Source organism: Thalassotalea euphylliae (genome assembly GCF_003390395.1).
GTDB classification, from domain to species: domain Bacteria; phylum Pseudomonadota; class Gammaproteobacteria; order Enterobacterales; family Alteromonadaceae; genus Thalassotalea_F; species Thalassotalea_F euphylliae_C.
Genome location: NZ_QUOV01000001.1, coordinates 4,328,666 through 4,348,776 on the forward strand (window position 1 = coordinate 4,328,666; position 20,111 = coordinate 4,348,776).

Annotated in this window: 21 protein-coding genes; 2 read left to right on the top strand and 19 right to left on the bottom strand. The window is 42.7% G+C overall.

Annotated features, from left to right (window positions below; all coding sequences use genetic code 11):
* Positions 1–2 precede the first annotated feature (2 nt).
* Complete coding sequence (locus DXX92_RS18900) at positions 3–770, bottom strand: DeoR/GlpR family DNA-binding transcription regulator (protein ID WP_116002212.1); 768 nt, start codon at positions 768–770, stop codon at positions 3–5.
* A 211-nt stretch (positions 771–981) separates the two neighbouring features.
* Between DXX92_RS18900 and DXX92_RS18905 the strand changes: the two genes are divergently transcribed.
* Together DXX92_RS18905 and DXX92_RS18910 are read left to right on the top strand one after the other, a co-directional pair.
* Positions 982–2,136: a murein transglycosylase domain-containing protein gene (locus tag DXX92_RS18905; RefSeq protein ID WP_116002526.1), complete on the top strand. Its 1,155-nt coding sequence runs from the start codon at positions 982–984 to the stop codon at positions 2,134–2,136.
* 106 nt (positions 2,137–2,242) lie between these two features.
* Positions 2,243–3,583 carry an alpha/beta hydrolase family protein gene (locus tag DXX92_RS18910; RefSeq protein WP_245961530.1) on the top strand — a complete coding sequence of 447 codons (1,341 nt, stop codon included), beginning with the start codon at positions 2,243–2,245 and terminating at the stop codon, positions 3,581–3,583.
* Between the two features lie 104 nt (positions 3,584–3,687).
* Here DXX92_RS18910 and glmU read toward each other — a convergent pair whose 3' ends face one another.
* From glmU to mioC, 18 genes are all read right to left on the bottom strand, one after another.
* Positions 3,688–5,049, bottom strand: coding sequence for a bifunctional UDP-N-acetylglucosamine diphosphorylase/glucosamine-1-phosphate N-acetyltransferase GlmU (gene glmU / locus DXX92_RS18915; RefSeq protein WP_116002214.1), 1,362 nt, complete (start codon positions 5,047–5,049; stop codon positions 3,688–3,690).
* 131 nt (positions 5,050–5,180) lie between these two features.
* Complete coding sequence (locus DXX92_RS18920; protein ID WP_147301996.1) at positions 5,181–5,762, bottom strand: hypothetical protein; 582 nt, start codon at positions 5,760–5,762, stop codon at positions 5,181–5,183.
* A gap of 143 nt (positions 5,763–5,905) precedes the next feature.
* Positions 5,906–6,649, bottom strand: a complete 744-nt coding sequence (locus DXX92_RS18925; protein WP_116002216.1) for an MBL fold metallo-hydrolase — start codon at positions 6,647–6,649, stop codon at positions 5,906–5,908.
* On the bottom strand, positions 6,636–7,256 hold the full coding sequence (locus DXX92_RS18930) for a chemotaxis protein (RefSeq protein WP_116002217.1): 621 nt from the start codon (positions 7,254–7,256) through the stop codon (positions 6,636–6,638). Before DXX92_RS18930 ends, DXX92_RS18925 begins: the two co-directional genes overlap by 14 nt.
* A 200-nt stretch (positions 7,257–7,456) precedes the next feature.
* Complete coding sequence (locus tag DXX92_RS18935; RefSeq protein ID WP_116002218.1) at positions 7,457–7,879, bottom strand: F0F1 ATP synthase subunit epsilon; 423 nt, start codon at positions 7,877–7,879, stop codon at positions 7,457–7,459.
* A gap of 55 nt (positions 7,880–7,934) precedes the next feature.
* A complete protein-coding gene (gene atpD / locus DXX92_RS18940) occupies positions 7,935–9,320 on the bottom strand; it encodes a F0F1 ATP synthase subunit beta (RefSeq protein ID WP_116002219.1) in 1,386 nt (461 codons plus the stop codon).
* Between the two features lie 58 nt (positions 9,321–9,378).
* On the bottom strand, positions 9,379–10,239 hold the full coding sequence (gene atpG, locus DXX92_RS18945) for a F0F1 ATP synthase subunit gamma (RefSeq protein WP_116002220.1): 861 nt from the start codon (positions 10,237–10,239) through the stop codon (positions 9,379–9,381).
* A 28-nt stretch (positions 10,240–10,267) separates the two neighbouring features.
* Positions 10,268–11,809, bottom strand: coding sequence for a F0F1 ATP synthase subunit alpha (gene atpA / locus DXX92_RS18950; protein WP_116002221.1), 1,542 nt, complete (start codon positions 11,807–11,809; stop codon positions 10,268–10,270).
* Between the two features lie 13 nt (positions 11,810–11,822).
* Positions 11,823–12,356, bottom strand: a complete 534-nt coding sequence (gene atpH / locus DXX92_RS18955; RefSeq protein ID WP_116002222.1) for a F0F1 ATP synthase subunit delta — start codon at positions 12,354–12,356, stop codon at positions 11,823–11,825.
* A 12-nt stretch (positions 12,357–12,368) separates the two neighbouring features.
* Positions 12,369–12,839 (bottom strand): F0F1 ATP synthase subunit B, encoded by a 471-nt coding sequence (gene atpF, locus DXX92_RS18960; RefSeq protein WP_116002223.1) that lies wholly within the window; start codon positions 12,837–12,839, stop codon positions 12,369–12,371.
* Between the two features lie 51 nt (positions 12,840–12,890).
* Positions 12,891–13,109 carry a F0F1 ATP synthase subunit C gene (atpE, locus tag DXX92_RS18965; RefSeq protein ID WP_116002224.1) on the bottom strand — a complete coding sequence of 73 codons (219 nt, stop codon included), beginning with the start codon at positions 13,107–13,109 and terminating at the stop codon, positions 12,891–12,893.
* A gap of 113 nt (positions 13,110–13,222) precedes the next feature.
* On the bottom strand, positions 13,223–14,050 hold the full coding sequence (atpB, locus tag DXX92_RS18970; RefSeq protein WP_116002225.1) for a F0F1 ATP synthase subunit A: 828 nt from the start codon (positions 14,048–14,050) through the stop codon (positions 13,223–13,225).
* A 12-nt stretch (positions 14,051–14,062) separates the two neighbouring features.
* A complete protein-coding gene (locus DXX92_RS18975; RefSeq protein WP_116002226.1) occupies positions 14,063–14,455 on the bottom strand; it encodes an ATP synthase subunit I in 393 nt (130 codons plus the stop codon).
* 444 nt (positions 14,456–14,899) lie between these two features.
* Complete coding sequence (locus DXX92_RS18980; protein ID WP_116002227.1) at positions 14,900–15,790, bottom strand: ParB/RepB/Spo0J family partition protein; 891 nt, start codon at positions 15,788–15,790, stop codon at positions 14,900–14,902.
* Positions 15,791–15,835: 45 nt separating this feature from the next.
* A complete protein-coding gene (locus tag DXX92_RS18985; protein WP_116002228.1) occupies positions 15,836–16,636 on the bottom strand; it encodes a ParA family protein in 801 nt (266 codons plus the stop codon).
* Between the two features lie 14 nt (positions 16,637–16,650).
* A complete protein-coding gene (gene rsmG / locus DXX92_RS18990; protein ID WP_220347677.1) occupies positions 16,651–17,277 on the bottom strand; it encodes a 16S rRNA (guanine(527)-N(7))-methyltransferase RsmG in 627 nt (208 codons plus the stop codon).
* Between the two features lie 66 nt (positions 17,278–17,343).
* Positions 17,344–19,233 carry a tRNA uridine-5-carboxymethylaminomethyl(34) synthesis enzyme MnmG gene (mnmG, locus tag DXX92_RS18995; RefSeq protein WP_116002229.1) on the bottom strand — a complete coding sequence of 630 codons (1,890 nt, stop codon included), beginning with the start codon at positions 19,231–19,233 and terminating at the stop codon, positions 17,344–17,346.
* A gap of 404 nt (positions 19,234–19,637) precedes the next feature.
* Positions 19,638–20,084: an FMN-binding protein MioC gene (mioC, locus tag DXX92_RS19000; protein WP_116002230.1), complete on the bottom strand. Its 447-nt coding sequence runs from the start codon at positions 20,082–20,084 to the stop codon at positions 19,638–19,640.
* Positions 20,085–20,111: the final 27 nt, after the last annotated feature.

Genomic DNA, 20,111 nt, shown 5'->3' on the forward strand with positions numbered 1-20,111 from the left:
CCTTAATTGTTGCTGGCGCAAATTACCTTTACGCCTTTTGCTGTTAATGCTTGCTCTACTGCTACCGACAAGCCCTCGTCAGTGATCAGCGTATTAATTTGTTGCCAATCAAGTTCTAGATTGGGGATCCGCCGCCCGATTTTTTCTGACTCCACCATGACAATCACTTCACGTGCGACACTCGCCATGGTTTTGCTTAAACCCACTAGCTCGTTAAAGGTTGTGGTGCCGCGACCAATATCGATACCGTCAGCACCGATAAACAACTGATCAAAATCGTAAGACTTTAGCACTTGCTCTGCCACTTGCCCTTGGAATGACTCTGAGGTGGGATCCCAAGTCCCTCCGGTCATCAATAATGTTGGCTCATTTTCTAATTCGTTTAGTTGCCCAGCCACTTTAAGTGAATTGGTCATCACTACTAAGCCTTTTTTATCACTTAAATGATTCACCACAGTTGATGTCGTGCGGCCACTGTCGATAACAATGCGGTAGTGATCTTTAATAAGCTTTGCCGCCGCTTTGCCAATTTGTTCTTTCTGCACAGAGAGCTGTGCCGAGCCCGATTCAACAATTTCTTTCGGTAGGGCGATTGCCCCGCCATAACGGCGTAATAACAAGCCACTTTTTTCTAAAGCGGCTAAATCCTTTCGAATCGTAACCTCTGAAGTTTCAAATCGCTTTGCTAGCATATCAACACTAACTTCACCGTGGCTATTCAGTTCACTAATAATAATATGACGGCGCTGTTGAGTATTTCTTTTGGACATAAAGTTTTAAAGGATAAAATTAGAGTAATACAAAGCAATAAGTTTCGTTTCGAAAGAATTATAGTAACAAACAAAACATTGTCAAATTGATAAGTGTTCAAAAAGCCCACGCTAAGTTATGTTTTTGTTAGATCACATCGCTTTTACTGGCTTTTCACGCAACGCCAAGGTAAAACGGAGCTTTTCCGTAGCCACTTTGTTTACAATCAGTATGTTTCGACTATTTCTTACGTTTATCTTATTAACACTGCTTACCAGCTGTAAGGTAACACCGAATCTATCTTCACCTGCCCATGTCGAAAAACTGGTCAAGCAAATTAAAACAAATCCTGAGAATATTCCTGCTATTGCTAAACAAGCAGAGCAAAGCCATCAGGCGATTAAATATGACGTAGCGAAAATCAAACAAGCGCTAGCAGAGCTGGAGCAGTTTGTAGAAAAGCAATGGGGGAAGGGCAATAGCGAACTACCAAGCACGCGCAAGTACGTAAAGTACAGTAACGATTATCAGGCCAGAGCCATTATCGATTTCACCAAAGGCTCGGTCACTGTTGAAACCGTCGCTACGAAGCAGCCGCTTGCAATGCTAAAGCAAGCGGTTGTCACGACCTTACTGACGCCTGCAGATCCCGCAAATACGGATATTTTTTCAAGTGACGCGCCGAAACTAGGCGCCACGCCTTTTCTGTATCGTCAAGTTATTGATACTGATAAAAAACCCATTCGCTACCAATGGCGGGCAGGGCGCTTCGCCGATTACTTAGTCAAACAAAGGCTGATCAAAAAGCGCTTAGGTAAAAAGCCACTGCACCAAGTGAACTTCACTTTGGTTACCGATCACCAGAAATTGCGCAAGCACCAATTTAGCGACTATGTGATCGCGGCATCGAAAAAGTACCAGATTGCGCCTTCACTGATTTACGCCATTATTGAAACAGAAAGTAGCTTTAATCCATTCGCGGTCAGTCACGCTAACGCCTATGGGCTAATGCAAGTGGTTCCTGCGACAGCAGGCCGTGACGTTTATCAAAAAATTAAACGTAAACCCGGCCAACCAAGTAAGCAAATACTGTTTAATCCGGCACAAAATATTGATATCGGCACTGCTTATTTGTCGATTCTTGACGATAGATATTTACAGAAGGTCACCAATAGTAAAAGTAAGCATTACGCCATCATCTCTGCTTACAATGGTGGTACTGGCAATGTGTTGAAAACCTTTCACAGTAATCGCAATACCGCGTTTAGCCGCATTAATCAGTTAGAAAGCAAGTCTGTTTACTGGGCACTTACCAATAAGCACCCAAGAGCAGAATCGCGTAACTATTTGAAAAAAGTGACCAGTCGCGAGCCAAAATATCAGTAAAGCCAATGAATATTGTGGCTAGCTAGTTTTTAACCAATCTTTGTATGCTAATCTTTCGTAATTAAGTAATATTAATATTACAAATTAAAAAATAATAACGACGAAGATGATGATTAAACCCATACGCACAACACTATTGTTTTTATTTCCTAGTCTATTAATGTCGTTTACGACACTGGCAAACGTTAATGCTACGCTTGGTAAGGCTTTAGCTAAACCAATAATAAACTACAGTGCTGAACAGTTATTTACTAATCAGCCAAGTGTAATGCCTAAGTTGGCAACATCAGGACAATATACGGTAGGTGTTATCACCGATCGCATCGTTAATAAAACAGCATTTGATCATACGGATTTTGATGGTACTTACGAACGCCCCTTAACGATAGAGTTGTGGTATCCCGCCGAAGAAAGTACCAATGGCAATCGGGCCACCTATAAAGCAGTAACACGTTTACATAAGCCATTTGAACTACAAGGAAATGCTTACCGCGATATTGCGCCTTTAACACAAGGTAGCTTTCCTTTTATTGTGCTTTCACATGGCTACACGGGCGATCGTACCATTATGTTTTATTTGGCCGAGCACTTGGCCAGCCATGGTTATGTGGTTGCTAGTATCGACCATACCGACTCGACTACGAAAGAAATAGACATTGTTAACGCTGCAACTGCTGGCTTTGTTTCTACCTTGCTACATCGCAGCCGTGATCAGCAATTTGTTTTAGATCATTACCGCCATCAGCGCAGTGAGATTAGTAAAATTAGCGACTTCAAGCGCGCCGGTGTCATTGGCTATTCCATGGGCGGCTATGGCGCGATCAATACAGTAGGTGGCTGTTATGACATTAAACCCGATAGCTTAACGGCATTAGGGTTTAATGAGCAACAAGCCAAAGCGCTAGCACCGACTTTTAGTTTTTGTAATGCAGGTGAAGAAAAACCAGATACCAGCTGGCAAGCTATGGTCGCGTTTGCGCCTTGGGGCCAAGAGCTAAACCTACATAGCTCAGCAGCGCTTAATAAGCTGAAAGTGCCAAGCTTATACGTTGCTGGTGATCAAGACGATATTTCAGGCTTTGAATATGGCGTGAGAAAACTCTTTCAGCAAACCAGTTCGCAAGATAACTACCTGCTGGTCTACAACAATGCACGACACAATATTGCACCGCATCCTGCGCCTAAAATCGCGTATCAAGACGATATAGATTTAGGTCATTATTTTGAGCCCAGTTGGAGTAGTGAACAACTCACCCGTTTTAATCGTCACTTTGTCTTAGCGTTTCTAGATTGTCATCTAAAGAAAGTTAAATGTGAGTACTTACCCACTACAAAATCATCAACACAAAAGAAATTAGATAGAGAGACCTACAGTGAGGCTTGGCCTGGTATACCACATCGCTGGGCAACCGGTATTGAGTTTTATCGTGCTCAATCAGGAAAGTAACCATGCCAAAAAGCTGAGCAAAATAATCCAGTGATTAAACGACAAAGGGAGCTAAATGCTCCCTTTGTTAACATAAGACTGAGCCTTTTAAACTAGGCGTAACATTAGTCTTTTTTAGTTGGACGTTGCCAACCTTTGATATTGCGCTGTTTACCGCGAGCAACACCAAGCTCATTAGCATCTACATCTTTAACAATAACGGAGCCTGCTGCTGTTGTTGCCATCTCACCCACAGTAACTGGCGCCACTAAGGATGCGTTTGAGCCAATAAAAGCGCCATCACCGATACGTGTTTTCGATTTATTAACGCCATCGTAGTTACAGGTAATGGTACCGGCACCAATATTGGCTTTACTGCCCACTTCAGCATCGCCAAGATACGTTAAGTGACCTGCTTTAGCACCTTCACCCAACACAGACTTTTTCATTTCTACAAAATTGCCCACATGTGCATCGCGCTTAAGCTCAGAGCCCGGGCGAATGCGAGCAAATGGACCAGCAGAAGCAAGCTCACCAATGATGGCATCTTCGATGATGGTATTTGGCTTTATTTCCGCCCCTTTACCTATTTTGCAGTTCTTTAAAATACAGTTAGCGCCAATCGTTACATCGTCGGCAAGCTCTACTTGGCCTTCAAAAATGCAGTTAATATCGATTTTAACTTCTTGCCCCACCAATAGCTCGCCGCGCACATCAATACGGGCAGGATCACGTAAGCTTGCGCCAGCAATCATCAGTTGCTCGGCTTTTCGTTGTTGATAAGCACGCTCAAGCGCCGCTAATTGCACACGATTATTTGCACCTTCCACTTCAATTTCAGTTTCCGGGTGAGCAGTAGCAATTTGTTTACCTTCGCCGTGAGCCATCGCGATAATATCCGTTAGATAGTATTCGCCTTGCGCATTGTCATTGGAAAGGTTGCTTAACCAGCGTTTTAAGTCACCACCATTGGCTAATAAAATCCCAGTGTTACACTCGTTAATGGTTAATTGCTCTGGGCTGGCATCTTTTTGCTCGACTATACCCACAACAGATTCACCATCACGAATGATTCGTCCATAGCCAGTGGGATCGCAGAGCTTAACTGTTAATAACGCCATACCTTCAACCGGTTTTGCTGCGACCAATTGCTGCAAGGTTGAAACTTTCGTTAGCGGGACATCACCGTAAAGTACTAAAACATCTTCGTCGTCTTTGAGGTGAGGTGAGGCCATATCAACCGCATGACCAGTACCTAACTGCTCTTTCTGTTCAACAAAGGTAAGATCATCACCTGAAATTTGTGCCTTTAAAACATCGCCACCAAAACCATAAACCAGATAGATATTTTCGGCATTCACACGGCGCGCCGCATCGATGACATGACCCACCATAGGCTTATGAGCAACGGGGTGTAACACTTTGGGTAGAGAAGAGCGCATACGAGTACCTTTACCCGCAGCTAAAATTACAACAGAAAGAGACATGATTAATCCATTAATGTTAAAGCGAACTAAATAAGACTAGCGCTATTGTACTGAGTTTTACTCCAAGTGGTAGCGATAAACTGTTAAGTAAATGTGATAGCGGTGTTTTGCGTCGAACGGCTAGCGAGTAATTATAACTGATCGGTTTTTATTGCTTTTGCATACGCCTCAACATCTTGCTTGGAAGTATTACGGCCGCGCAGCGTAAACAAAGCATTATTGTTGACCACAAAAATAAGTTCAATGTTGTTACCGTTTTGCTCATACATGGCATTGTTGCCATTGATTTTAGTTAGCCGTTTACCACTCATAGTGATCATGGCAGGATTGTTAAACATCGCCAACATAGTTTGCAGCATTGGCGAATCCACCATAAGTTCTATCTCGACTGACTGATTATCTTTGGTATACCTGCGGTTCGCGGAAATGCCACCGCCCATCATCATAGCGCCCGCTATTTGTGATTCAGCTTGATCTGCTTGCCAGCCTGACAATGGCTCAGGGAAAATATTAACGATATTGTCTGCTTTTTGCTGCTGTAATAGAGAAGTGGCATATTGCAGTTGAGAGATGGCGTCTTTATATTCACCTTTCTGGTAATGATTTAATGCGCTATCTATAGCTTCTTTGATTTCGTCAGCACTGACTTTATCGCTTGTTAAAGTAGTGATAATCAGCACAGTGCTAACTGCTAGTGTTCTAATAGACATCATTCCCTTGCTCGCTCGCTAAGTGATGAGATGCAGTTAATTATAGAAAACAGCTATCAATTTGCTTTGTTTTGTTTAGTTTTGAGCACAAAAAAGCGATGCTTAAATTGCATCGCTTCCAATAGTAAAGGTCATATTACACTGTGCTAAGTCTTGTTGGCCAGTGCTGTTCCTACTTCCAGTTTATAGAACCAATCAAGAAAACGTTTAACGTCGTCTCCCTTAAAAATTCGCCCATGTTGTGGGCACATCATATCTATTTCAAGCTTACTAACTCGTTCAACCCAGTCATTTTTGGCGCGATTAGAGGGCATCCAACGTTGATGGAACATGGTCATTTTCTGGCAATGTTCGTCAAAGTTTTCCACATACAGCGGTGCGTCAGCGCCTTCGATGGCTGCACCAATATCACCAGACATTAAAATTTTCGCTTCTTCATCGTAAACATTAAAGTTACCTGAGGAATGAAGATAATGTGCAGGAATAAACGTTAAGTTGGCGTCATCAATACGCAATGGATAGCCTTCATCAGGAATCGGGCTATATTCAATATTGTCCATGCCAAAGTGGCGGATAAAACCTTCCCACAACCAAGGAGAATGCAACGTTGCATCAGGCAACGCTTGATCCCACAAACCCAGCGATGAAATGATGTCAGGATCCTGATGCGAAGCAAATAAATGAGTAATTTTTTCAATCGGTACATGTTTAACGATTGCAGCTAACATCACCGAGAACAACTCGATCCCTCCTGGGTCCATCAGTAATGCATTATTCTTTGTAACCACCATATACTGATTAGTATCAATAATTTTATTTGGCTTTTCTGGATCACGACCAAAAACCAGCCACTGGTGGTGTTTACTTTCGAAAATTTTATACGTTTGCATCTTGGTGTAACTCTTGAGCTAACTTTTTAGCTTCTTCAATTAAGGTTTTTATCTGTCGAGCAGACAACTCTACATTGTCGGCAACGCCATTTAAGGATTCTTGATATAACAATGCCGCTTGCGACGCTTCAACACGTGATAAGGTTGCTAAGATAACCGCAGTGCGCAGTTCCCTCGCAAGCTCATCTAGTGCGTCATTAAGTCGAAATATTTCACCCACATATTTGTTATTTAACGCCAGTTCTGAGCGCTTAATACGCCCATAAGCAGGAGATAAACTCTCAACATAGGCATAATCAGTAGCAATGCGATCTGCTCGCTCAAAGTGGCAAATAGCGTTATCCGTGCGCATCTTGTTAGCCGACACTCGGCTGAGCTGAGTAGCGAGTACATTTATTTGCTTAGAAGAGGCTATCGTGACGCGTGCCAGTTGATCGATAAAATCTGTCAGAGGCTTAAAACCAGCGGCACTATCACCAGCGCGCAATGCAACAGCTCGCGCATTACTGGCGGTGAGCAATAGTTGTTTTGCTATCTTATTCGCATTGTCGAGCTTGGCAGCTATCAGCGCAGTAGTGACAAAGTAATTAATCTGTTTAGAGGACATGAACGCAGAATATTAATAGATTTGAGCACACCCAACACCAGCGCCAACAGTTTATTATTGGTGAATGTAAAGAATGGCATTTTTAAAAATTTTAGAACAAAGCGCGAGAATTCGCCTTGTAGTAGATCAATTTTTACAGAAAAAAAAACGACCTATTACAAAGTAATAAGTCGTTTTTGTTCACTAAAACTTAGTGCTATTTATAGCTTTTTCTTGGCCGCTTGAATAACGCGAAGTTGTGCAACAGCGCGTGCTAGCTCAGAAGCAGCTTCCGCATAGTTAACGTCGCCACTTTGAGTATTTAAACTCGCTTCAGCACGTTGTTTAGCTTGCTCTGCCGCTTGCTCATCTAAGTCGTCGGCACGTGTTGCCACGTCAGCCAAAACAGTAACGCTATTCGGTTGAACCTCTAGCATACCGCCTGAAAGGTAAATCACTTCTTCTTCACCGTGTTGTTTCACGATGCGAGCCATGCCAGGTTTTAGTGAGGTCAGTAAAGGTGCGTGACCAGGCATAATACCTAATTCACCTTCACTACCAGTGATTTGTAATGATTCAATGCGACCAGAAAACAACGCTTCTTCGGCACTTACTACATTCAAATTTACAGTCATTGCTGCCATTGTTTGACCTCCTAACGATTAGCCGCTTTGCCTCAAGAGCTAGCGGCTAAACACCTTACATTGATTTAGCTTTCTCTACAGCTTCTTCGATTGAACCAACCATGTAGAACGCTTGCTCTGGTAAGTCATCGTATTCACCAGCAAGAATGCCTTTAAAGCCAGCAATAGTGTCTTTAAGTGCAACATACTTACCTGGAGAACCCGTGAATACCTCAGCAACGAAGAACGGTTGAGATAAGAAACGCTGGATCTTACGAGCACGGTCTACAGTTTGCTTATCTTCTTCAGAAAGCTCGTCCATACCTAAGATTGCGATGATATCTTTAAGTTCTTTGTAACGTTGTAGTGTAGTTTGAACGCCACGTGCAATTTCGTAGTGCTCGTTACCTACTACTAATGGATCTAATTGACGTGATGAAGAGTCAAGTGGATCGATAGCTGGGTAGATACCTTGTGCAGCGATGTCACGAGAAAGTACAACGGTTGCATCTAAGTGAGCGAAGGTTGTTGCAGGGCTAGGGTCAGTCAAGTCATCCGCAGGTACGTATACCGCTTGGATTGAAGTAATTGAACCTTGCTTAGTTGACGTAATACGCTCTTGTAGTACACCCATTTCTTCAGCAAGTGTCGGTTGGTAACCTACCGCTGATGGCATACGACCTAGAAGTGCTGATACCTCTGTACCCGCTAGTGTGTAACGGTAGATGTTATCAACGAAGAATAATACGTCACGACCTTCGTCACGGAATTTCTCAGCCATTGTAAGACCGGTCATCGCAACACGAAGACGGTTACCCGGTGGCTCATTCATTTGACCGTATACAAGCGATACTTTATCAAGTACGTTTGAATCGTTCATTTCATGGTAGAAATCGTTACCCTCACGAGTACGCTCACCAACACCAGCGAATACTGAGTAACCACTGTGCTCGATCGCGATGTTACGGATAAGTTCCATCATGTTTACGGTTTTACCAACACCAGCACCACCGAATAAACCAACTTTACCACCCTTAGCGAATGGACATACTAAGTCGATTACTTTGATACCAGTCTCTAACAATTCGTTAGCCGCTGCTTGCTCTTCATATGAAGGTGCTTCACGGTGGATAGACCATCTTTCTTCTTCACCGATTGGGCCAGCTTCATCAATTGGCTCACCCAATACGTTCATAATACGACCCAAAGTTGCAGTACCTACTGGAACTTGGATGTTATTACCTGTGTTTTCTACGTTCAGACCACGACGCAAACCGTCAGATGAACCCATAGCGATTGCACGTACTACGCCACCGCCTAATTGCTGTTGTACTTCTAGTACTAAGCCTGAAAGGTCACCTTCAGTTACTGTTAACGCGTCATATACCTGAGGTACAGCATCTTGTGGGAATTCTACATCCACAACTGCGCCAATGATTTGGACGACTTTACCTGTACTCATGTTTAATCCTCTAATCTTTGCTCTTATTTACTTTTTAAATAAAAGAACCTTTGCTTAATTAAACCGCGGCAGCACCGGCACAAATCTCACTCAATTCTTGGGTGATACTTGCTTGACGTGCCTTGTTGTATACCAATTGAAGTTCACCGATTAAGTCACCAGCATTATCAGTTGCGGCTTTCATCGCAACCATACGAGCAGCTTGCTCACATGCTAGGTTCTCAACCACACCTTGGTACACTTGCGATTCCGTGTAACGAACTAATAACTGATCAAGTAATACTTGAGCGTCTGGTTCGTAAACGTAATCCCAACGGTGTTTAATTTCGTCATCATCTGACTTAGGCAAAGGTAAAAGTTGATCGATTGTCGGCTGCTGCGTCATGGTGTTTACAAACTTGTTGTAAACCACGAACAGCTTGTCAATTTCGCCATTGTCGTATGCGTCCAACATTACGCGTACTGAACCTACTAGGTCAGTCACTGAAGGACGATCACCTAGACCAGAAATTTGTGCCGATACTTTAGCGCCCATGTTGTTGAAAAACGCCGTAGCTTTTGAGCCAACTAACGCAAATTCAACTTCAGCGCCTTCTGATTGCCATTTACCGGCATCAGCAAGTACTTGCTTGAATAAATTAATGTTCAAGCCGCCACAAAGACCACGGTCTGTGGAGACAACGATATAGCCTACGCGCTTAACTTCACGCTCTTCCATATATGGATGGCGGTATTCTAAGTTACCTCGCGCGATGTGACCGATCACATTTCGCATATTTTCAGCGTATGGACGAGAGGCAGCCATAGCATCTTGCGCTTTACGCATTTTACTGGCTGCAACCATTTCCATTGCGCTGGTGATCTTCTGCGTATTTTGTACGCTTCCAATCTTCGATTTTATCTCTTTAGCGCCGGACATGACTATTTCTCTCCGAAAAAGTTAACTATTACCAAGTTTGCGTAGACTTGAATGTATCAAGTGCTTTAACCAAACCTGCTTCAATATCTTTGTTATAGTCGCCTTTCTCGTTGATAGTAGCCATCAACTCAGCTTGCTCGTTGTTTACGTAAGACAACAATGCAGCTTCGAAGTCTACAACTTTGTTGATTGCAACATCGTTTAAGTAGCCTTTTTCAGCAGCAAATAGTGATACAGCTGTCTCAGCAACAGATAGCGGGCTGAATTGCTTTTGCTTCATCAATTCAGTAACGCGCTGACCGTGCTCTAATTGTGCACGAGTTGCATCGTCAAGATCAGAAGCGAATTGAGCAAAGGCTGCTAATTCTGCGTATTGAGCTAATGCTAAACGGATACCACCACCAAGCTTCTTGATGATCTTAGTTTGTGCAGCACCACCAACACGAGATACCGAGATACCTGCGTTAACCGCTGGGCGAATACCTGAGTTGAATAAGTTCGACTCTAGGAAGATCTGACCATCGGTAATTGAAATTACGTTGGTTGGTACGAATGCAGAAACGTCACCCGCTTGTGTTTCAATGATAGGTAAAGCTGTTAATGAACCTGTTTGGCCTTTAACTTCACCGTTAGTGAAACGCTCAACATAAGCTTCGTTTACACGCGCTGCACGCTCTAGAAGACGTGAGTGCAAGTAGAAAACGTCACCTGGGTAGGCTTCACGACCTGGCGGACGACGAAGTAGCAATGAAATTTGACGGTAAGCAACAGCTTGCTTAGACAAATCATCATATACGATTAACGCATCTTCACCGCGGTCACGGAAGTATTCACCCATAGTACAACCAGAGTATGGTGCTAAGTACTGAAGTGCAGCAGCTTCTGATGCAGACGCAACAACAACGATAGTGTTTTCTAATGCGCCGTGCTCTTCTAATGCACGTACTACGTTAGCTACAGTTGATGCTTTTTGACCAACAGCTACGTAGATTGACTTAATACCAGTGTTCTTCTGGTTAATGATTGCATCTAGTGCGATCGCTGATTTACCTACCTGACGGTCACCGATGATAAGCTCACGCTGACCACGACCGATTGGAATCATTGAGTCAATTGATTTGATACCAGTTTGTACTGGCTCATCAACAGACTTACGATCGATAACACCTGGTGCTACAACTTCGATTGGTGCGAAACCATCGTTGTCGATTGGACCTTTACCGTCAATCGGCTCACCTAGAGTGTTAACTACGCGGCCTAAAAGACCACGACCTACTGGTACTTCCAAAATACGGCCTGTACCTTTAACTTTTACGCCTTCTGCTAGGTCTGCGTAAGGACCCATTACAACCGCACCTACTGAATCACGCTCAAGGTTAAGCGCGATTGCGTAGCGGTTGCCAGGAAGTTCGATCATCTCACCTTGCATTACATCAGCAAGACCGTGGATGCGAATGATACCGTCAGTTACAGAAACGATAGTACCTTCGTTACGAGCTTCACTAACTACGTCAAACTGTTCAATACGTTTTTTGATCAGTTCGGCGATTTCAGTGGAATTCAGTTGCATGCTCTGTTCCCCGTTAAGATTGCATTGTTGTTGCTAAACGGTCTAATTTACCTCGAATAGACCCGTCAATTACCATGTCGTCGGCTTTGATGATCAAGCCAGACACGATACTTGCGTCAACAACACAATTAAGCTTCACTTTACGAGCCAAACGCTTTTCAAGCGCGGCGCTAATGTTTGATTGTTGGTCAGCTGATAATTCAACAGCAGACGACACATCGACAGTTACTTCTTTATCAAACTCTGCTTTTAGGGCAGCGAATTGTTCAGCAACTTGTGGTAGCACCAACAGACGTTCGTTCTCCGCCATTACCTTCACGAGGTTTTGGCCTTGTTCATTTAGCTGTTCACCACAAACACCAAGGAAAATTTCCTTTGCTTGTTCTACTGACGCGTTACCTGAAAGGTAGCCAGTAATGGTGTCATTTTTCGAAACTTCAGCAGCAAAAACTAGCATTTCTAACCAGCTTTCAACCGCTTTAGCTTCAACAGCAAATTCGAACGCTGCTTTAGCGTAAGGGCGAGCGATAGTTGTCAATTCAGACATGCTCTATACCCCTTAAAGTTCAGCGACTAATTTATCTAAGATGTCGCTGTGTGCAGCGGCATCAATTGAACGCTCAAGAATTTTCTCGGCACCAGCAACAGCTAACGCAGACACTTGCTGACGTAGCTCTTCTTTGGCACGGTTGCGCTCAGACTCAATTTCTGCATGACCAGACGCGATAATTTTTTCGCGCTCGGCTTGTGCTTTTTCAGCAGCTTCATCGATCATTTGTGCTTCGCGTTTTTTCGCAGCTTCAATGATCTCAGCAGCTTGTGCTTTTGCTTCTTTTAACTGTGCAGCAGCTTTCTCTTGAGCAAGCTCAAGGTCTTTAGCAGCACGGTCTGAAGCAGCAAGGCCATCAGCAATTGTTTTCTGACGGTCTTCAATAGCAGCCATAATTGGCGGCCACACAAACTTCATGCAGAAGATTACAAATACGATAAATGCAATAGATTCACCGATAAGGGTGGCATTAATATTCATATTCGTTAGCTCCTATTTACAGTAATTCGCGGTTAATTAAGACTCTTTCGATTAAGCTAACGCGAACAACATGTATAGGCCGATACCAACACCGATCATCGCGATCGCATCGATAAGACCAGCTACGATGAACATTTTAACTTGAAGTTGAGGTGCAAGCTCAGGTTGACGAGCCGCTGACTCTAGGAATTTACCACCTAATAGACCAAAACCAATCGCAGTACCTAAAGCACCTAAGCCGATTAGCAATGCAACAGCGATATATAACATATTAATCTCCGATTATTTAAAGTAAGTTATAAAGTTAAAAAATAAAAAATTGTTGCGGACTTCCTGTCCTGATAACCCTTTGGGTTTTTAATTATTAATTCAGTCCCAAAGAATTAATGATCTTCATGCGCCAAGCTTAAGTACACAATGGTTAACATCATGAAAATAAAGGCTTGAAGCGGAATTACTAATAAGTGGAACGCAGCCCATAGGAAGTGAACCGGTAATTGGAATAAACCAATGGTTGCGATCAAGATAAAGATCAATTCACCTGCGTATAAGTTACCAAATAGACGTAGTGCTAATGATACTGGACGCGCAATCAAAGTAACGGTTTCCAAGATGAAGTTCACTGGAATAAATGCCCAATGGCCAAATGGCTGCATCGTCAGTTCTTTAGTGAAACCACCAATACCTTTTACTTTAATTGAGTAGTAGATAATTAATGCAAAGACACCAATTGAAAGGGCAAATGTCATGTTCATATCAGTGGTTGGTACAGATTTGATGTAAACATCGTGCGGGTCCATACCAAAACCGTATTGACCAATTAAACCTGCAATTGTTGGGATCCAGTCAACTGGTACCCAGTCCATTGCGTTCATTAACAATACCCATACGAAGATAGTTAATGACAATGGCGCAATCAGTGCGTTTTTACCGTGAAATGTTTCTTTTACGCTCTTGTCAACAAACTCGACAACCATTTCCACAGCACACTGAAGTTTGCCTGGAACGCCTGTCGTTGCTTTTTTAGCGACTGAACGGAAGGTAAGTAAGAAAACCAAGCCTAGAACAATTGACCAAGCAAGCGTATCAACGTGTAAAGTCCAGAAGCCGGCATCAGCACACGCTTTGTTAAAAGCGACGCCGCCGTCAGACATACACATTTTCGCGTTAGTCAAATGGTGCTTGATATAAGAGCCAGTATCTGCTGCCATCTTGTATCCCAATTATTGTTGATTAAAAGTAAATCTGCTCAGTGCGGCGTAGACAATGGGAGACACGACCGCGATTACATATGTGCAAAAAAATGGGGCTAACGATAAATTGAGAAACTTGAAACTCAAGGCAAATAATAGCGCCGTTAGAACCATTTTTATTTTTGCGCCTTTAAAGAATGAATCCATTACTTGTTTGGCGGCGCTAGCCCCTGCAAATTTGAACGCATACAGGGCAAACACAAAATTAGGGATTATGCCGATACAACCGCCAACCAAGGCTGACTGGGCATGGCTTAACCCCCAACTAAAATAAATCAATATGGTAGAAACTAGAGTTAGTGTAGAGGCAAAAATCAATTGTTGCCGCGCTAAATTGCGACCGGGCTTAACCAACTGATTCACACTGACAACCTCTAACGAAAACCTTCGTAAAACCTACATTTTTTGAGTGAGAAAATTTCAACTCAAAAAATCCTCGCAAGTATACTTAATTACGGTTTTATTGCAACCAAATAGGGCTACGAACGCTGGTATTTTGTACGAAAAAAGGGAATATGTGAAAAATGTGTAACATTGAGGAAATTGATACCTAAATGTTCGCATTGAGTAATTTAACTTACTGGTTAACCGGTTTGGATATATAACCTTAAATATCAAAAAGTTAAACTATTCTCTACAGTGTGATCAGCCTATTTAACTCCCTATATTTAGTAAGGTAATTAAAAGTTATCGCATCACTAACGAATAAACAGTGAATAGCAGAAAATAAAAAGAAAATAGTGTTGATGGCTAACAACAACACTATCGGATTTGGATATAAATATGTTTAAGGTAGAAACTTAGGAATTAGTGAATTTTCGCCAAAATGCCGTCAAGTTCTTCAAGGTTGGTATAAGAAATCACCAGCTTGCCTTTGCCTTTTTTGTTGTGGCTGATCGACACTTGCGATCCTAGACGCTCAGCTAGCTGTTGTTCCAATGACACTGTGTTGGGATCCGGTTGCTGAGGCGCTTTTTCTGCTGGCGGCTCTTGCACTTTTTTAATTAAGGCTTCTGTTTCACGCACTGTCAGCTCTTTTGCCACAACAGTACGTGCAGTAGTGTTTTGCACATCGCCTTCAAGTGATAACAAAGCACGGGCGTGACCCATTTCAATATCACCATGCTCTAGCAAGGTTTTTACTTCGTCATTCAGGTTATTTAAACGAAGTAAGTTTGTCACTGTTGTGCGCGATTTTCCTACCGCCTCGGCGACTTCTTGGTGAGTTAGTTCAAACTCAGTCAATAAGCGTTCTAATGCTATCGCTTCTTCCATCGCATTAAGATCTTCACGTTGAATATTTTCAATCAGTGCGATCGCGACAGCGGCTTCATCCGCTACATCTTTAACCAAACATGGGACTTCAGCAAGTTCAGCTAGTTGAGCTGCGCGCCAACGGCGTTCACCCGCAATAATTTCGAATTGGTGATCACCAACACTGCGCACAACGATTGGCTGGATAATACCTTGTGCCTTAATCGAACTGGATAATTCTTCTAACGCATCCGGCGACATATCTTTGCGCGGTTGATATTTACCCGGTTGCAATTGCTCAATCGGTAATTTACGCAATTCACCTTTTTCTGGCGCTGCACTAACGTCTTGCATGTCGTTATCAACATTTTCATCAGCCTTAGGGGCTTGTGTTAACAAAGCATCTAAACCTCGGCCTAAACCGCGACGTTTTGCAGGGCTCATATCAATCCTTCAAATATTGTTATTTTAAGTGACGTTTATATTTTATTAGTCAGTGACTTCTTCAGTTTTTGGCTGCTTAGCCAACTCTTCGCGTCTTAAAATTTCACCAGCAAGCGCTAAATACGCTTTCGCACCTGTTGATGATTTATCGTAATACATCACAGGCGCACCAAAGCTTGGCGCTTCGGCGAGACGAACATTTCTTGGAATAACGGTGCGATAGACTTTATCACCAAAATGACGCTTTAACTGCTCAGAAACATCATTAGCTAAGCGATTGCGCGGATCGTACATGGTTCGTAGGATTCCCTCAATCTTTAATTCGCTGTTCACTACTGAGGTCAACTGAGAAATGGTTTCCATCAACGCAGTTAGCCCTTCTAGTGCATAATATTCACACTGCATTGGTACTAACACCGAATCTGCCGCCGCCATGGCATTCACCGTTAACATGTTTAGCGACGGTGGACAGTCAATGATAATAAAATCATAATCATCTTTTACAGGTGCCAAGGCATTGCGCAGTCTTAACTCACGCGCAAAGACTTCCATTAATTTAATTTCTGCCGCGGTGACATCCGCATTGCCAGCAATCAGATCGTATAAACCTGAAGTTTCACGATAAACGACTTCGTCAAACGGCTTTTGCTCAACCAGTAGTTCGTAACTAGTCACCAGATCTTCATATTTGTCGATACCACTACCCATAGTGGCATTACCTTGAGGATCAAGATCAATCAATAATACTTTTCGTTTGGTTGCCGCTAACGAAGCAGCTAAATTGACTGATGTCGTGGTTTTGCCCACGCCACCTTTTTGGTTTGCAACCGCAATAATTCTGCCCACAAGTGCCTCGAAGTCTAGTTATTCTTTTTCAATTCGATTAAGTGTCGTTCGCCGGTTAATTCAGGAACATGCAATTCATGACTTGCCACTAACGTAACATTTTCAGGTAAAGCATCCAGCTCATCTTCTGGGTATTGTCCCTTTAGCGCATAAAAACGGCCAGTTTCACTGTCAATCAAGTGATGACACCAAGACACCATGTCTTGCAATGAAGAAAATGCACGGCTTAACACTCCATCAAATGCTTGTGCTGGAATATGTGCTTCAACCCGTGATTGCACAGGCTCGACATTGGTTAACTTCAATTGATAGACAACTTGGCGTAAAAACGTAATACGTTTTCCTAAGCTATCTAATAATACAAAATTCCGCTCAGGATACAATATGGCAAGAGGAATGCCAGGCAAGCCAGGCCCAGTGCCAACATCGATAAAGCGATTACCATTAAGTAATTGACCAACAACTAGGCTATCAAGAATATGTTTAACCAACATTTCTTCTGGATTGCGAACGGAAGTCAGGTTGTAGGTTTTATTCCATTTGTCGAGTAGTTCGACGTATTGAATTAACTGATTAAATTGAAGATCGGTTAAGGAAATATCAGTTTGCGCCACAAGGGCGCGTAATTTATCTGCCAACATCTAGTTTTGTCTATTGTTTTGCTAAGCAAGCGTTAGTCTGTGCGCTTGCCTAAACGCATTAATACGTTAGGCGGTTTTGCGCAATAAGCCGTGTTTTTTCAAGTATACCAGCAATAATGAAATCGCCGCAGGAGTAATTCCCGAAATACGTGACGCCTTGCCTAAGGTTTCTGGGCGAGCATCAGTTAGCTTGGCGACGACTTCATTGGATAAGCCAGAGATTTGGCTGTAATCGAAATCAACGGGGATGACGGTATTTTCATGACGCTTTTTCTTTTCAATTTCATCCATTTGGCGATCGATATAGCCTTGATACTTAATTTGGATCTCAACTTGTTCAGCCGCTTGCAGATCTTCAATCGCTGGGCCAAAAGCGTCAATCGACATCACTTGTGCATATTTGGTTTCTGGGCGACGCAAAATATCTTCTAACGTCGCTTCTTTGCTGATCGGGTTCTTTAATTGCGGATTTAATTCAGCCGCCGCGGGATGATCTTTTTGCACCCATACCGATTTTAAGCGTTGACGCTCTTGCTCGATATTGTCCATTTTCTCGTTAAAGCGTGCCCATCGCGCATCGTCAACTAAGCCTAACTCACGACCTTTCTCTGTTAAACGAATATCGGCATTGTCTTCACGGAGCAATAAGCGATATTCAGCACGCGAAGTAAACATACGGTAGGGCTCTTTAGTGCCTAAGGTCGCAAGATCATCGATTAACACGCCCATATAGGCTTGATCACGACCAATGATCCATTCATCTTTACCTTGTACACGCAATGCCGCATTCGTTGCAGCCACTAAACCTTGAGCACCCGCTTCTTCATAACCTGTCGTACCGTTAATTTGGCCAGCAAAGTAAAGATTATTCACAAACTTGCTTTCCAACGTTTGTTTTAAATCGCGAGGATCGAAGAAGTCGTACTCAATGGCATAGCCAGGGCGAGTAATGTGTGCATTTTCAAAACCTTTGATCGATCGAACTAAATTCATTTGCACATCAAATGGCAAGCTCGTTGAAATACCATTAGGGTAGACTTCATGCGTTGTTAAGCCTTCTGGCTCAACAAAGATCTGGTGGGTATCTTTGTCGGCAAAACGCATGATCTTATCTTCAATTGATGGGCAATAGCGTGGACCAATTCCTTCAATAACACCGGTATACATCGGCGAGCGATCCAAGCCAGAGCGGATAATGTCGTGCGTTTTCTCGTTAGTATGGGTGATGTAGCAAGAGATCTGCTCTGGATGATCGTCATGAGATCCCATAAACGAGAAAATCGGTCTTGGTGTATCTCCAGGTTGCTCTTGCATCACCGAAAAGTCTAACGTTCGTGCATCTAAACGCGGCGGTGTACCTGTTTTTAAGCGATCAATTCGAAATGGCATATCGCGCAGACGAGAAGCTAAATTTACTGAAGCAGGATCGCCAGCACGTCCACCTTGATAATTGTTAAGACCAATATGGATCTGACCAGCAAGGAAAGTTCCCACAGTAAGTACGACTGCATTACCTTTGAACTTTAAGCCCATTTGCGTAGAAACACCGACCACTTGATCGTTTTCTAAGATCAAGTCATCACAAGGTTGTTGAAAGATGGTCAGATTTGGTTGGTTTTCCAGTGTGTGGCGCACAAATGAGCGATATAAAGCGCGATCAGCTTGTGCTCTCGTTGCTCTAACAGCAGGCCCTTTACTAGCATTCAAGGTTCTAAATTGGATCGCAGCGTGATCAATCGCTGTTGCCATTAGCCCGCCTAGTGCATCGATCTCTTTCACTAAATGCCCTTTGCCGATCCCGCCGATCGCAGGATTACATGACATTTGTCCAAGTGTATCAATATTGTGTGTTAGCAATAGGGTTTTACAGCCCATTCGAGCTGCAGCCAAACAAGCTTCAGTGCCAGCATGACCACCACCAACAACAATTACATCAAATGTATCTTGATACCACATGAACTCACTCACTCAACAAATAACACCGGAAAAAAGAGGCGTATTTTAGCATTGTTTTTAAAGTCAGGGGAATGATCATTTTTGTAAAAAGATCGGCTGTGGATCACGAGATAAATATTTAGATCTATATAAAGATCTTATTATTATTTCTTATTAGCTTTGCGCTTTTTTGTGGATAAGCATAAAAAGCATATACAAATCATGATCTTTAATTGATCATGATCTTGTGATCAAAGTTTGATCTAGTGCGGTAAAAGCTATGATCAACAAGGCTATTTATCCACAGTCCACATTGTTAATTTATTTACCAACTGAATAATAATAACTAATTAACCGGGTTATACGTTATTTATCCACATTTGATGTTTTTTATATATCTAAATGTGGATAAAGACTTAATAAGATCAGGATAAGCGATCTTTATGTGTATCAAGCCACTCTCGCGCTGCTGTTTCAGGATCGTCTATTTGTGTGATATCAATAGTTTTGATGTCAATTATTTTAGTACAAGACTTTGAATTTAAAAGTTTATCTACGTTTTTTGCTGCATAACAAAAGGTATCGTAGTTAGTATCACCAATACCGATCACGGCATATTTAGTGTGTATAAGATCCTGTTGACTATTTTCGAGATCGGTAACAAATGCTTGAATATTGTCTGGGTAGTCACCTGCGCCATGTGTGGAGGTGCAGATCAACCAAGTTTGATCTTTTTGCTCGATCTCAGAAAATTCAGGGGTGTAATGCAGAGTTACTTGGTGGCCAAGGGTCTCTAACGTTTCTTGACATGCTTCCGCGACATATTCTGTACCGCCAAGCATGCTGCCAATAATGATTTGAAAAGATGCCATAAAAAAAGAGGTTAACTTCTGATAAAA